This window comes from Chryseobacterium herbae (assembly GCF_025154075.1).
In the GTDB taxonomy this organism is placed as follows: Bacteria; Bacteroidota; Bacteroidia; order Flavobacteriales; family Weeksellaceae; genus Chryseobacterium; species Chryseobacterium herbae.
Map to the genome: position 1 here is coordinate 318,252 of NZ_JAOAMU010000003.1, position 13,109 is coordinate 331,360.

Annotated in this window: 17 protein-coding genes; 1 reads left to right on the plus strand and 16 read right to left on the minus strand. The window is 31.8% G+C overall.

Features of this window, described 5'->3' with window-relative positions; translation table 11 throughout:
* Positions 1–181: 181 nt before the first annotated feature.
* From N0B48_RS11475 to N0B48_RS11530, 12 genes are all read right to left on the minus strand, one after another.
* Positions 182–949, minus strand: coding sequence for a hypothetical protein (locus tag N0B48_RS11475; protein WP_259838930.1), 768 nt, complete (start codon positions 947–949; stop codon positions 182–184).
* A gap of 49 nt (positions 950–998) precedes the next feature.
* The gene (locus N0B48_RS11480; protein WP_259838931.1) at positions 999–1,373 is read right to left on the minus strand and encodes a VOC family protein; all 375 of its coding nucleotides are present in this window, start codon (positions 1,371–1,373) and stop codon (positions 999–1,001) included.
* 81 nt (positions 1,374–1,454) lie between these two features.
* Positions 1,455–2,114, minus strand: a complete 660-nt coding sequence (locus tag N0B48_RS11485) for a DUF2461 domain-containing protein (protein ID WP_259838932.1) — start codon at positions 2,112–2,114, stop codon at positions 1,455–1,457.
* Entirely contained in the window at positions 2,098–2,622 is a 525-nt protein-coding gene (locus tag N0B48_RS11490; protein WP_259838933.1) for a hypothetical protein, read from the minus strand. Before N0B48_RS11490 ends, N0B48_RS11485 begins: the two co-directional genes overlap by 17 nt.
* 90 nt (positions 2,623–2,712) lie before the next feature.
* The gene (locus tag N0B48_RS11495) at positions 2,713–3,264 is read right to left on the minus strand and encodes a hypothetical protein (RefSeq protein ID WP_259838935.1); all 552 of its coding nucleotides are present in this window, start codon (positions 3,262–3,264) and stop codon (positions 2,713–2,715) included.
* A gap of 23 nt (positions 3,265–3,287) precedes the next feature.
* The gene (locus N0B48_RS11500; RefSeq protein WP_259838937.1) at positions 3,288–3,875 is read right to left on the minus strand and encodes a hypothetical protein; all 588 of its coding nucleotides are present in this window, start codon (positions 3,873–3,875) and stop codon (positions 3,288–3,290) included.
* 119 nt (positions 3,876–3,994) lie between these two features.
* The gene (locus tag N0B48_RS11505) at positions 3,995–4,531 is read right to left on the minus strand and encodes a hypothetical protein (protein ID WP_259838939.1); all 537 of its coding nucleotides are present in this window, start codon (positions 4,529–4,531) and stop codon (positions 3,995–3,997) included.
* A 107-nt stretch (positions 4,532–4,638) separates the two neighbouring features.
* Complete coding sequence (locus tag N0B48_RS11510) at positions 4,639–5,574, minus strand: Kelch repeat-containing protein (RefSeq protein WP_259838940.1); 936 nt, start codon at positions 5,572–5,574, stop codon at positions 4,639–4,641.
* A gap of 79 nt (positions 5,575–5,653) precedes the next feature.
* Positions 5,654–6,097, minus strand: coding sequence for a hypothetical protein (locus N0B48_RS11515; RefSeq protein WP_259838941.1), 444 nt, complete (start codon positions 6,095–6,097; stop codon positions 5,654–5,656).
* 17 nt (positions 6,098–6,114) lie between these two features.
* Positions 6,115–6,666: a hypothetical protein gene (locus N0B48_RS11520; protein WP_259838942.1), complete on the minus strand. Its 552-nt coding sequence runs from the start codon at positions 6,664–6,666 to the stop codon at positions 6,115–6,117.
* A 203-nt stretch (positions 6,667–6,869) separates the two neighbouring features.
* On the minus strand, positions 6,870–7,727 hold the full coding sequence (locus N0B48_RS11525) for a GLPGLI family protein (RefSeq protein WP_259838943.1): 858 nt from the start codon (positions 7,725–7,727) through the stop codon (positions 6,870–6,872).
* Between the two features lie 83 nt (positions 7,728–7,810).
* Positions 7,811–8,266, minus strand: coding sequence for a hypothetical protein (locus N0B48_RS11530; protein ID WP_259838944.1), 456 nt, complete (start codon positions 8,264–8,266; stop codon positions 7,811–7,813).
* 476 nt (positions 8,267–8,742) lie between these two features.
* Here N0B48_RS11530 and N0B48_RS11535 point away from each other — a divergent pair, with 476 nt between their 5' ends.
* Complete coding sequence (locus N0B48_RS11535) at positions 8,743–8,961, plus strand: helix-turn-helix domain-containing protein (protein ID WP_072921517.1); 219 nt, start codon at positions 8,743–8,745, stop codon at positions 8,959–8,961.
* 216 nt (positions 8,962–9,177) lie between these two features.
* Here the strand turns inward: N0B48_RS11535 and N0B48_RS11540 are convergent, their stop codons facing one another.
* The 4 genes from N0B48_RS11540 to N0B48_RS11555 form a co-directional block, all read right to left on the minus strand.
* Entirely contained in the window at positions 9,178–9,864 is a 687-nt protein-coding gene (locus N0B48_RS11540; RefSeq protein ID WP_259838945.1) for an MAE_28990/MAE_18760 family HEPN-like nuclease, read from the minus strand.
* A 9-nt stretch (positions 9,865–9,873) separates the two neighbouring features.
* A complete protein-coding gene (locus N0B48_RS11545) occupies positions 9,874–10,914 on the minus strand; it encodes a DUF262 domain-containing protein (protein WP_259838946.1) in 1,041 nt (346 codons plus the stop codon).
* A 276-nt stretch (positions 10,915–11,190) separates the two neighbouring features.
* Positions 11,191–11,445 (minus strand): hypothetical protein, encoded by a 255-nt coding sequence (locus N0B48_RS11550; RefSeq protein WP_259838947.1) that lies wholly within the window; start codon positions 11,443–11,445, stop codon positions 11,191–11,193.
* Between the two features lie 559 nt (positions 11,446–12,004).
* Positions 12,005–12,682 carry a hypothetical protein gene (locus N0B48_RS11555; RefSeq protein WP_259838948.1) on the minus strand — a complete coding sequence of 226 codons (678 nt, stop codon included), beginning with the start codon at positions 12,680–12,682 and terminating at the stop codon, positions 12,005–12,007.
* Between the last annotated feature and the right edge of the window lie 427 nt (positions 12,683–13,109).

A 13,109-nucleotide genomic window follows, 5' to 3' on the forward strand; every position in this document is an offset into this window, starting at 1 on the left:
ACAGTCCAATAATTATTTTGTTTAATTTAAGCCATTTCTTTTTGATCAGAATATACAGAATCAGATTAATAATGATCAAAATTAGAAAATCAGAATAGCTGAAAAATGTAAATGGTTCGGCTGGTTCTCTAAAAACAATCTTCATAGTTTATAATTAATAGCTTGGTCTAATACAGGATAATTACATTTTCTCAAAATATTTACCCTTGAACTGATATCGGATTTTTTTATCGGTGATTTTGTAATTTTCAAGAATTAATGGAATACTGATGATCTTGTTTTTGGGATCATATTCAATATTATAATTGCTGATTTCATTATCCCTGTTGGAGGATGCCGTAAGATCCACTTCATAGCCCAGCTGATTTTTAATTCCACTTTGGGTTTTGATCAACTTTGCATTATGATTGAGTTTTCCGTCATCAATAGAAAAGACTTTGATGTTGTGATAACTCAATCCTGAACTTAATATGGCTTTATTTTGAGCGAGATAATATTTTTTGTTTTGCGAAAGGATATCATTCATCTGATAATAAAAAGATTGTGCATCACCTTCAGTTTCTATTTCCGTGGCTTCAGAATAGACTTTTTTGTTTGATTCATACTGAAAAACATTCCTAAAGTAATGCATCGTTCCACCGGTCCATGTGTCCCATGAATAAATCCTGAACTTTCCATCTTCAGAAGTGGTCATGATTAATCCGTTTTTTTTAAGAACTTTGAAATCATAGTGTAAGGTCTCGGAATTTGATCCGGTATATTTCAGAAGCAGTTTTTCAAATTTTAGATTGGCCGCAGACAGAGAATCATAATCCTCTGTAGTACCTTTGTTTTCGGGACTTATTTTTTGAAAAACAGTATTTAATTGTTGCTCAATCTCAGAAGTTTTTTGAGCGAATGCAAAATGAGATGCTAATAAAAACAGTAAAAGTCCAAATATTTTTTTCATAGTATAATGATGTTCTATTGCTGAACCATATCATCAGCGATTCTGAATTTTATTTTTTTACCTTCAATTGAAACACATTTCCTTCCGGATCCGTCCCGTCGCATAGCCAGAAATTATAATTTTCGAAGGTTTTGATCTCTCGCATTTCAGTATTTTTTGAAATCAATTCATTCCTCGCCGATTCTATATCTACATCAATTTCAAAAACGAGTTTTGTATTATTATCAAACTGATAACCGGGTTCTATTTCCTCTAGATACAGATCCCCGATTTTATGAAGCCCTATATTGACGGCTCCTGCATTCAAAAGAACCCAGCCGGAATCTTCTTCAATTACTTTTAAACTGAAGTGTTCAACATAGAAATTTTTAAGCAATTCAACGTTTTGAACATACAGGATGATGGTGTCAAATCTTGCCTTCATGAATTCATTTTAAGGAAAGTAAATATAACGAAAAACCACTCTGGAAAATAGAACGGCTTTGATATTGTACACGGTTGCTGCTTAAAATAAAGGTTCTCCGTTTAAATCTGTCGTCAGGACCTCACTCATATAATTAAAGAAAGGACGCATGGCCAATAAGGTGAGAAGGACTTCTTTCTGAAAACTGTCTGATAGAACTTCCTTGTCCGTAAATTTCCTCATCACAACATATTGTTTTTTTCTGATCAGATCAATGGCAGGATGATTTTTATCAAAACCTCTCGGAGCTGTTTTTACAGCATCACCTTCGATTTCGCCGAAGTATTTTTTGAAAGTTTCATCAGAGGTGATCTTGTCAATTTCTGTGGTACTAATTTCATATTCTTTACGAATACGAAGTAGATCTTTAGCTTCCGGACCCCAGAATCCGCCACCTACAAAACTGTTTCCAGGCTCCAGTTGAATATAATACCCACCTCTCAACATCGGTTTTGAACGGGAAAAGCCAACCCCGAAATTGTTTTTATATGGCGTAGGATCCTTAGAAAAACGGACGTCCCTGTAAATTCTGAAAATATGAATGCCTTTTAAGTTATCATGTTCCTGAAGCTCGTTGTAAATGTCCGTGAAAAAAACTTTGTTGTTTTTGATCACCGAATCAAATTCCGGTTTGTGCTTTGTAAACCATTCACGGTTGTTGTTCTTTTCAAGTTGTTTAAGGAATTCAAATGTTTTTTTCATGGTGTCTTTCATACAATTTTGTTTTTTTTAGTCCGTGATTATTAATTCTAATAGTGGGAGAATTTAATTGCCAATCCGGAAGATGATTATACAGCTCATTGGTTAGTTTTTCTATTCCAAGTGTGTAACTATTGAATTCATAACTATTTTTGTCGGTAATTATTTCCAGACCTGTTTCGCTTCTGTGATTGGAAATTGGAATACTAAATGAATGTACTGAAATAATTTCATCCCACTTGATAAGCTCCAATGGGTTCTTCTGCTTATTGTAAAATCCTTCATTTGTATATTGAAAACTCCCATCCGATTGCTCCAGTTCATCGATCTCTTTTTCAATAGAATCATAATCATCTTTGTCACTAGGAAAATATAATTTTGCGCCTGAAAAGCAAATAGTAACGAAACAAATGAAAATAATGAGATAAGATATTCCTTCACTTTCAAAAACAGGATAGTTAAGAAAAGTCAGAACTAAAAGTATACAAGTAATTAGAAGTATTTTTTTCATTCAAAATATACGTTAATTTTTATATTTAACAAGGTTCAAGCGGTCAAAGTTAGTGTGAGCAGTGTCGATTCTACATTGCAGGGACAGTTTTTACTGCCTGGTAAATTTGCTGAAATACATATACCAATTCCACTCCCAGGATTCTCCATGATCATCTGAAAAAGCCTGGCTCCAAACAGGATTTTCAAGATCTCTTACATCCCAGCGAAAAACAACAATGATTTCCTTTCCATTAAAAGTATCCTTTGTGAAAAAATGTCCAATATGATTGTCAAATGAACCCACAACTGCCGGCTGTAAAACTCCCTCATTGGAATCAGCCCAATAAATACTCCACAATTTTGTTTTTGGGTTAAAGAGTCTAACAGACATTCCTTCAAAAGGACTTCCATCAAAGGTTGCCAGATAATTGTCTATGTTTCCTATTCCATTTAAAACCTTGTACATTTCCTGGGTAGATTCAAATTCGATCCATTCTGTGCAATGATCTAATTTTGTTTTTAACTTTTTATTGTGCAGTTTCCATTTCCCTTCATAAAAGTCAAAATCATGATTGGAAGATTTTTCAGATGCCGTAATTATCAATGTTCCCTCGGAATCAAAGTTAACTTTTGGAATTTCTATACTGTCTTTGTTGATCATTTTTTTTGGTGTTTTAAAGTTTTTTAAGCCTCCTTTTCAATAACAAATCCATGAGACCGAAGATACTCATCCATATCCACATCGAAAGGAAAATCAAAGCCGTTATCCATATCAAACACTCCACCAGCACCATCTGAAGATTCTAAAAATCCGATCATCTTAGACTGGGTTTGTTCTTTGGCATTTCTCCAGCAGTTCATTAGGAAGTCACTTTCCAAACCGAACTGGTTTTCCCAATAATGAGCGTAATCCAATTGATTATCTTCATCAAGATAGGCAGAATAATCAATATTATTTTCATTAAGCACCTTTTTGCATAATTCCTGAACATCAGTAGAGGAGTAGTCTTCAAAGGAATGCTCTTTCAAATGAAGCTCTGCCATCTGAATAGTTTTATCCGGAGAGTAATATTCATAATTGGGCAAAGCAAATAAAAAGCTTAGCGGGCTTGAAGCATAATAGTACAAACTGATTACCTCAATTTTTTTATCATCTTCCCTGAATTTATATTTTGAACTTAAAACATCGATCAGGAATTGAGTGACTGTTTTTTCTCTGGGCAGTAGAAAAGTGTTTTTAAAGGCTTCATCAATTTTTGTTTCTATTTTCATGTCTTGTTCACTTTTTTGTGGTTGTAAAAATAAAGAAACCGTTCTGGAAAATGGAACGGCTTTATCTTATTTCACCTATTTTTTATTGTTGATAAGCGAAATGCTTTTTAGTATAGTAATTACTGTCTAAGTTGCTTATCGTAGTATTTCTGTGTTCTGCTATACCATAGTGAAAATCCAGCAATCATTAATGCGATCCCTATGACTGATAAGATGAGCATGGGAATCGTTGTATATACATTAATATTTTCGTGATTTTTCTTTAGATTTTTCTCAATATGAAAGGCTTTATCACCCAACAATAAATTATCTAGTTCAAATGCTTTCAGTTTTTCATAATCTTTTTCAAAATCCTCTTTGTTACTTATTTTTGAATACTCCGGTTCAGAGATTTTTAAAGTATTTTCTATCCCGTAATTGACTTTTATTTTTATTCGAAGCATTTCAATTTTCTCGTCCAGAATGATTCTTTTCGAATCACTCTGAGATTTTTCCAAAAGAATTTTTGAATGATTTATGTTACTATTGATAATACTGTTCTCAAAGGATTGTTGATTATTTACGAAAATATAAATTGCTAGTGCGAAAATGGCCAATCCAAAGATGGATATGAATTTGTATAGATTGTCAGTGGGGATGTCCGGAGTCTTAAACATGGAGTTTGGTTTTATTAAGTATAACGAAATTTTGAGAGTATATTTTATACAGATTTATTTATTGCACAAAGTACGGAGGCTTTATGAAACTGGAAAGGTATTTATTTTCATTGGCCTGCACTAGTAGAAAGCACACTTTCGTTAATATCTGCCGCTTGTATGCTTTTAATAGCTGAGCTGGTGAGAGACGTTGTACTTCCACCGATGATGTATAACTTATTGTTGTATACTTCCGCTGCAGCGTGTCTTCTGGGAATCATATTGGATGATAACTGATGTAACTTATTGGTTACAGTATCAAAATAGGCCAGGAAAGTTTGATTATTAAAACCGCCTACAATAAAAATTTTATTACCGGCTACAGCTAATGCGTGTCCGGATATACCAACAGGCATCGTATATTTATCGATCCAAAGATTAGTATTGAGGTCGTATACATTGATCAGACGAGATGGGGTCCCGTTAAAACCACCAATGACATAAAGCTTATCATTAACAATTTTGCCTTTTGCTTCTCTGGCTGTGGGCATATTGGGTAATGGATTCCAGGTATTTGAAGCAATATCATAGTACTGGAATTTATTAGAAAATACAGTGGTTGCCGCTCCATTTAGTCCGCTGCCACCAAACACATATATCTTGCCATTATAGATTGCTGAACCTGAATTCCCTGTATAGGAATGATTAACAGCCCCCTTCGTTATTGTATTGGTTTCAAGGTCTACAATTTCAAGATGGCTGTTTCCCCAACCGTTAAAAATATAAATTTTATTATTGTAAGTCTCTGAATTAGCAAATCTTTTGGGAAGTAGCGTAGAATTGAGAACACTCCAGCTGTTATTGGTAATGTTATATTTTTCAACATACTTTGCATCACTTGCTTTTTCCTGATACCCATTGCTCACATAAATATGATCATTCACGATTACACTGGTTGTGGCACCTCTGCCTGCAGACATATTGGCGAGATTTTGAAAATGAAGTATTTGTGCGTGAGCTGACAATAAACTCAAAAATGAAAGGAGTAGGGCATATAATTTCATAAATCAATTGTTTTTTTGTTTTTTACAAAAGACAAGAATAAGGTTTACCCTATTTCTTTTTTGTTTTTACAGAAATGCTTTACTTTTTTTCATTCAAATATAAGTAGTCACCTTTAATCAATGATTTAGAAAATCCTTCCATTCTCACTTGTAAAATCAAAGGCATTGGAATAATATCCAACTTTCTTTTTACTTCCAATTTAGTGAATGAATCAATTAGTATTTGTAATTCATCTTTTTTATAATTACTGAATGAATTATAGATAGCATCATCCATTTTTTCAAGTTGAATACTTTTAATGATTTCATTCTTTTTGTTTTTATCCCATTTTTCGAGTCTTGATACGAGATCTATTCTATCAATGAAGTAATTATAAATATATTTTTTTAAATCAGCAGTTTCAATCAGTTTGTCAATTAAAATTTTATTTTCTTCAGTTGGATAGGCTACCGGAGGTGGTCCAGCCTGAGCAAATGAGTTTAAACTTAAAAGGAAAATTAATAGATAGAATCCATTTTTCATAGTTAAATCTTGTTTTTCTAATTTTGAATAATAACTGCTTTTGTAGGTAAGTAATTGTCTATTTTGCTTCTTTCGATAATTTCAGTTTCAATTTTTTTGAAATCATTTGTCAGCAATGGAATTTTAGCGTTTTCATCATGTTTGTATATTTTTGAATTCAGAATTTTCATGATGTTCATAAATTCATTATTCATAAATGGCTCAATAAAGCAAAGACTGTAAATTTTTCCTTTAAATGTGTAGGAAATAAATTTTGGGTTTCCTGCGAAGTATTCATTCTTATTGAGTTGTTTTTGTTTGACAAAAGATTCAATATTTTTGTTTGCCAACGAATTTATTTGGCTGATTTCTTCCAAAGTTAATTGATATTGGAAATAATTTTTACCATCCCAGCTATCTGAATAGACAGTTAAATTTCCTTTCTTATCTATTGTTGTATAAGATTTTATTTCAATTTTATTATCTGATATTAATTCGTAATCAACGATTTTTAAATCATTAACGAGAAGTTTTTGTGAAAATAAATTTAGGGCTAAACATATAAAAATAAGTAATGTGAGTTTTTTCATTGTTATTGTAAGTTTGATGCAATTTATACTGACGGTTAGGACTATTTTATTAGTGCTATGTGAAGAGACTTTGCAGATCTAAATTTGGACTTGATCTTTACCAATACAATATTAGCTAGAAGTACTATTTAAAACTTCGTTTGGCTTACAAATTTAGCATTCATTGTTAGTATAAATTCCCATGTCAGCGTAGGGAAATTCTATTATTTATACAATTCTCGTTCAATAAAATTATTATTTTTCTTAAAACTTTCCTGTGCCCGCTGTTCTTTTCCTTTAATGAGATCCCGTTTTGTAAGTGGACTTCCATTAGCATCAGAAAATAAGGTTTCTGACATTTCTGAGGAACTGTGCATGACCCTTATGTTTTTTGCGGGATCTTTTTTATATTCACTCCAGAGTTGATTAAACTTTTCATTGGTCACAAAGATTTCTTTCATACTTGAACTGATTATTAAGGGCTCATAATTGAGTTTTTTACTTCCAACCAGATTGAAAATATGATCCCCTTTATCATCTCCGACACTTAAAATTAAACCGGGAAGACCACAAAATTTGTAAGGTCCGTCCTGTATTTGAATATCATTCGTGAACCAGGCGATCCAATTTCTTCCGCCAAAAGTGGTGGTTGCTTTTTGAACCTTAAAACCTTCAATGGTTTTTGTTTCCGGAATAATAGTCCAGTTTATTTTATTCTGCTCTTTTAAAGCGATGTTGCTGGCACTGATAGACGTATGATAAATCGTTTCTAAATTGGGATAGTCCTTGGAAACCCGGAAATTAACCTTTGTCTGTTTAACTTTTCTCATATCAAAGATCATAGATTGAGAAGCTTTTCCTCGCTCAAATTGTGCTTTAAAAAGGGAATCTCTACTGATTAACAAGGCACTGTAGAAGTTGGAACCCTCTTTGGTAATATCAAGATTCATGATTTCTTTTTCAACGTTTTCCTTGTTTAAAGAATCCATTTTAAAAGAATATTCATAGGTAAATCTTTGATTTTGAGCAAATACTAAAGAAGTTGTGAAAATAAAAATTAGTAGGATAGTGAGTTTTCTCATTTTTGATTGATCGTTTTAAATAGAATTTTTGTTTTTAAATGGCCATAACTAAGATGCTTTCGCCAGCGAGGGAAAGTATGCTTTTATTTATTAAAGTTTCCTGAAATGATAGCGTTTTCCATTGAGTCTACAATTTCAGAAAGCGGAATTGCAAATATTCCTGCATCTCCTTTATCAAATTCCTTTTTCCAATAAGAATATCCATCTGTTTCAAGCGAGTCGGGTATTTTACGGGTATCATTTTGTAACTTGGTGACACTTTTATTTAAAGCTTCTTCCGATATAGGAATATGACTGAGATTTTCTGAAAAGCCTGTAGGACTGCTAGGGTTTTTCATCTTCAGACCACTAACGGAAATATGAATTACTTTTCCAGTTGCAGGATATTCCTCAATCTTTAAAATTTTAAGGGTAGACTTTTCTTCCATAGGACGGGTTTTGTATTTCCATTCCTGACCTACACTGTATTTCATATCGTTTTTTGTACAACCAAGGAAGAATAGTGGTACTGTTGCTATTAAAGTATATAATTTAATCATGAATCAATTGGTTTTTTTAGTTTTTTACAAAGATGGAAACATGATGATATAAGGGCAAAATTACGAAACTCGGCTCACATATATTTTTCACTATCGTAGTTTGTATTTGGTTTAAAACAGAGTTATTTATAATCAAATACTTTCTCCGTTGCCTACAAACAAACTTGTTTTTGTTAAAATCCGTTCTCAGCAATTCTTATGCAAATTACGGGAAACAAAATACGACTATGTTTAGTTTCATACAATAGGGTTTGTAATTCAATATGATCATAAGCTAAGATTTATGATGCAATTCTTATTTCACATTTTATCAGTAGTTATCATTCCACAGGTTCTTGCCTGATATCTCGTATGGATTTTAAGTTTTTTTGAATTGATCATTTGTCGTGTAATTATGCGACAAATGTATTGTGAAATTTTAAATTGTCAATCTTTTATATGACAATTTTGTCAACAAATTAGCTGACATTTGGTTTATGACCAGAGCGAAATTAAAGATTGAATTGGGTAAGCAAATTGTTATGCTTCGTCAGCAGAAGGGCTGGAGCCAGTCTGATCTTGCCCGTGCGTGTAACAAAGATCGTCAGGCTATTGAAAAACTGGAAAACGGTAAAGTAAATCCTACACTTTATACTTTGCTTGAAATAGCCAATGCGTTGGAGGTTTCTTTGCCGGAGCTGGTGGATTTGGGTTGATGTGTAAATTTTATTAATTGCTTTGATAAAAGAATGTCAACCATACAGAAACTGTCTAAAGGCATAGAAGTTCATCCTCAAGAATTATTTGATTTTAAAATAGAATAATAACCAAGCTCCGAAGTCTTCAGACTTTGGAGCTTATTTTTAACTAGATTGTTTTTATTTTATTGGCTCAAAGTCGGGAGACTTGCATTGTAGGGTTATTATATATAATTAATAGCTTCCCCTTTCTGTTATTTTAACAAATTCCTTATTGTTGTAGAATGTTTCAAAGTGAATAACATATCTATTTAGCGTATCAAAAATAATATCATATTTGCTTTTTAAATCAGTATACTTGGGGCTGGAACCTATGGTTGATGATAATTCTCTACCATGTGCAACTATATTACGGTTTTCAACAATTTCATCAAAAATTGTAATCTCCCTTGGAGTGATTAAAAAAGTTACTATGCCAAATGTTTTTGTTAATTGATTAAATGATTTACCCCAAATATTTTGTAAGTATTGATCAACAAATGTTTCATTAAAAATGGCAACATCATTACTTTCTGATAATAGAAAGATATCTGACGCTTTATCCAGGAATTTTTTAGAATTACAATCGCGAATTGTTTGAAGGCTAGAGGATAAAGCAATTGTCAAAAATTTATTTTCGAAATGCCCATAAAGAATATTTTTACTCTTAATTGACGATAATGTTCTTATAGATAATTCCTTAAATGTATACTCAATACAAGAATATAAACTAACATAAAAAAGGCCTTTTAGTATTTTATTTTCTATAGGTTCATTGGCAGGAGGTATTACAGCCAATTCATTTGACTTAATAATATTTAGAAGGCTATTGGTTTCATTAAACCTATCGAGAATATCTGAAATTAAATTTCTATAAGGCATTAGGAAAGTTTACATAAAATTTCTGACATGATTAATTCTACCATTCAATTTATTTCTTGAATTTGTTGCACCGGTAGTTAAGCTTTTAAGAATATTATCATTTAGTAGAGTTTGAAGTTTTATAGCGGTTATTCTATTTTCTTGATTTTCCTTAATAAGATCGGCAACGCCAACTGCGATAGCTTCATAAAGAACTAGTGGAGTGATATTAACTCTATTTCCTCGAACAATTCCATTAGGTAGTAATCTATTTATTATTTTAAAACTTTCATCAAATATTTTCTTTAGTTCGTTTTTATTGTCAAATCTTTTAGTTTTCTTCTCCATGTAAGAGTTTAGAAATTCTTTTACACTATGATCAAAAAGATTTCTATCTTCAAAATAAGCAAAAAATTTAAGAACTAATTCCTCCCTATTACCATTTCTTTCAGATGTTTCAGTCATTTTTACAGATGCAAGAAAATCTTCATTAGTACTACATTTAATTATGAAATCTTTAAAATCACCTATATAAACACAGTTTCTAATTTCTTGTGGATGTAAAATTACACCGCCAGTATTTAACCTTTCAAATAAATCATAACGTACATTAAAGTCACTTTTATCATTTAAAACAGTAACTCTAATAGGCCTTGTAAAAAACATTTGCTGAACAGACATTGGTAAATCTTCAAAGTACTTACCATTCATTGAGCTCAGTTTTTCTAAGCCTGCGAGTTTAAGTTTTTGAGATTTAGCATTTGTTCTTAATCTTGTTGGTTCATCTCCAATAAAATTAACTACAGTTGTCAATCTTTGTAATCCGTCAATAACTTCCCAGGTTGAATCACTATTGGTTGCCATAAATAAATTAGGAACAGGTATACCTAGAAATATAGATTCAATAAGTTGAGATTGGCGAGTTTCATCCCATATAAAATGCCTTTGATATTCGGGTTGTAACTCAATTTGTTTTTCTGATATCATAAGATAAAGCTGACGAACTGTAATATCATAATTATCAAAGGAAACAGTTCTTCTATTTTTGTCTAATTGTTCTTGTATGGTCATTATATTAGAATACAAATTATTTTAATTATAGCTATATATATAAATATACAAACTTTTTTAATGTATGCAAAATTATAAATTAAGTTAAGTAGTTATAAAGATAGGGAGTATTTATTGGAGGTTATTACTTAGATTTGTTATTAGTATATAACTAAGGTTTAAAAAATGAAGGGATCTTTAAATTAAAAACAAAAAACTACGAAACCTTTCGTTAGGTAGTATGGAGTGTACTTGCAAAAAAAATAAGAGAGTCTTTTTAGGACTCTCTTATTAATTTTAAAGATTATTTGGATTAAACATAAGGTTATTACCAGCCCAATAAGTTGATTTTATCACCAAAAGTCTATCGTCACTATCTATAAATTTTATAAAATGATCTCTCAAGGCCTCAGTGCTATTGTCAAAATATTTAAAACACCAAACAGATTCTAAAACTCTTTTTGCTCCATATTTTTGTAATTCGGCGTACAAAGTTTGATAATCTTTATTTTTGATCAAATCATAACTTAAATAGTACAATGTATCTTTCATAAGATATATTTTATACTCAACAATCCGAGTGAGATTTCTCGGTGATTGAAGTTTTATAAATTTTCCTATATTTGAGGTCTCAATTCGGATATCAGAAATTTAAAGGTATTCAATTCATTACCATTTTAGTATTCTCAATTTTTATTCCATTATTGATTATTTCTAAAATGGTCTTTTTTTTTACCTATAATGTGACAAATTTTCATTGAATTAATTTTTTCTGTAGACTTTTTGATAGTTTTTTTTAAGGCAGTCTGTTGATTATCAGGTTTTAAGATAAAAGCTTTAGAATGATTTCTTTATAAGTTTTTACGAAATTAAAATTTTAAAACAAAAGTTCCTTACGGAAAACCATATTATATAAATCTTTTTAAATATAATAAACAAAAAAACCGCCCTATAAAAATAGAACAGTTGATATATTAAATTGTCTCAGCGACACGCTGCTACATGATTCCCGGCATTCCACCTCCCATTGGCATAGCAGGTTCAGCGCTCTTCACTTCAGTGATGACACATTCACTCGTAAGAAGCATTCCAGATATAAAATTTGTAATGTCTATTTCGGACTTAAAACTTTTCCAGCATATTTCCAGGGAAATGCATAATAGCCAATACCTTTATTTACCTGTCCTGATAGGGTATCGGAGCATTTCGTAATATAATCTTTTATTTTCTCTACATTTTTACTATCCTTCATAAGAGACTGCAAACTTGAAAGCCATGCTGCATTAACCCCTTGATCTGCCTGATGGTTAGCAAGATATTGCTCAACCTGATTATCGATAGTTTCACCAGGGACGCCACCTCTGTTTTTATCTTCAGGGGCTCTGCAAATATTAACCGGGTTCCAGGTCACAATGGAGAAAAAACCTCCTACTTTAGTTTCAGGATCATGATCATCAAAAATAAACATGGGGGCACCAATTTTTTTCCCATAATCATAAACAGACTGCATCCATGAATTCTTAATAAAATTTTCAACCTGGGAAGTATTATTACAATTTGTTGCCATATCCTTCATAAGAGGATTTAATACAAGATTGAGTGTATTTTGGGGTACAATATGTCCTTGATGATCATCAACTAAAGCACCGGGCCCATCAACGGTTATCTTTTGGTAGATAAAATTTTTTGGTTTGTTCTTACTATCCAGCTCAAAAGAGTGAAACTTAAGGGGCTGTTGCACGCGATAAACGGCATTGTAGCCATGTATCCTGCTATCATCTCCTGCCATAATAATTGAGTTTTAATACTTTTTACCTACTCTCTACAGTTTTCGGTTTACCTGTTTAAGAAAAGAATTTCTTTATTGTATCTGTAAAATTAAGGGAATGTAAGCGCTTATAATACCGTATTTATTACCCAAAAAGAATGTAGGTATTTCTACTAGTGGTGAAATAATAAAATATAAAGCCCTTTCTTAATTTGAAGACCTCTCCCTTTTTCAAACAGTTAATACATAAAAAAACCGCCCTATAAAATAGAACGGTTAGTATATTAATTTGCCTCGGTCGCTGACCGTTACATCATTCCAGGTATTCCACCTCCCATTGGCATAGCAGGTTCAGCGCTCTTCACTTCAGTGATTACACATTCAATAGTAAGAAGCATTCAGAAACAGGAGCTGTATTTTCAAGGGTAACTCTTGTTACTTTCTCTTT

Coding starts and splice junctions, on each gene's coding strand:
- N0B48_RS11475 (WP_259838930.1), bottom strand. CDS start 949: ATGAAAAAAATATTTGGACTTTTACTGTTTTTATTAGCATCTCATTTT.
- N0B48_RS11480 (WP_259838931.1), bottom strand. CDS start 1,373: ATGAAGGCAAGATTTGACACCATCATCCTGTATGTTCAAAACGTTGAA.
- N0B48_RS11485 (WP_259838932.1), bottom strand. CDS start 2,114: ATGAAAAAAACATTTGAATTCCTTAAACAACTTGAAAAGAACAACAAC.
- N0B48_RS11490 (WP_259838933.1), bottom strand. CDS start 2,622: ATGAAAAAAATACTTCTAATTACTTGTATACTTTTAGTTCTGACTTTT.
- N0B48_RS11495 (WP_259838935.1), bottom strand. CDS start 3,264: ATGATCAACAAAGACAGTATAGAAATTCCAAAAGTTAACTTTGATTCC.
- N0B48_RS11500 (WP_259838937.1), bottom strand. CDS start 3,875: ATGAAAATAGAAACAAAAATTGATGAAGCCTTTAAAAACACTTTTCTA.
- N0B48_RS11505 (WP_259838939.1), bottom strand. CDS start 4,531: ATGTTTAAGACTCCGGACATCCCCACTGACAATCTATACAAATTCATA.
- N0B48_RS11510 (WP_259838940.1), bottom strand. CDS start 5,574: ATGAAATTATATGCCCTACTCCTTTCATTTTTGAGTTTATTGTCAGCT.
- N0B48_RS11515 (WP_259838941.1), bottom strand. CDS start 6,097: ATGAAAAATGGATTCTATCTATTAATTTTCCTTTTAAGTTTAAACTCA.
- N0B48_RS11520 (WP_259838942.1), bottom strand. CDS start 6,666: ATGAAAAAACTCACATTACTTATTTTTATATGTTTAGCCCTAAATTTA.
- N0B48_RS11525 (WP_259838943.1), bottom strand. CDS start 7,727: ATGAGAAAACTCACTATCCTACTAATTTTTATTTTCACAACTTCTTTA.
- N0B48_RS11530 (WP_259838944.1), bottom strand. CDS start 8,266: ATGATTAAATTATATACTTTAATAGCAACAGTACCACTATTCTTCCTT.
- N0B48_RS11535 (WP_072921517.1), top strand. CDS start 8,743: ATGACCAGAGCGAAATTAAAGATTGAATTGGGTAAGCAAATTGTTATG.
- N0B48_RS11540 (WP_259838945.1), bottom strand. CDS start 9,864: ATGCCTTATAGAAATTTAATTTCAGATATTCTCGATAGGTTTAATGAA.
- N0B48_RS11545 (WP_259838946.1), bottom strand. CDS start 10,914: ATGACCATACAAGAACAATTAGACAAAAATAGAAGAACTGTTTCCTTT.
- N0B48_RS11550 (WP_259838947.1), bottom strand. CDS start 11,445: ATGAAAGATACATTGTACTATTTAAGTTATGATTTGATCAAAAATAAA.
- N0B48_RS11555 (WP_259838948.1), bottom strand. CDS start 12,682: ATGGCAGGAGATGATAGCAGGATACATGGCTACAATGCCGTTTATCGC.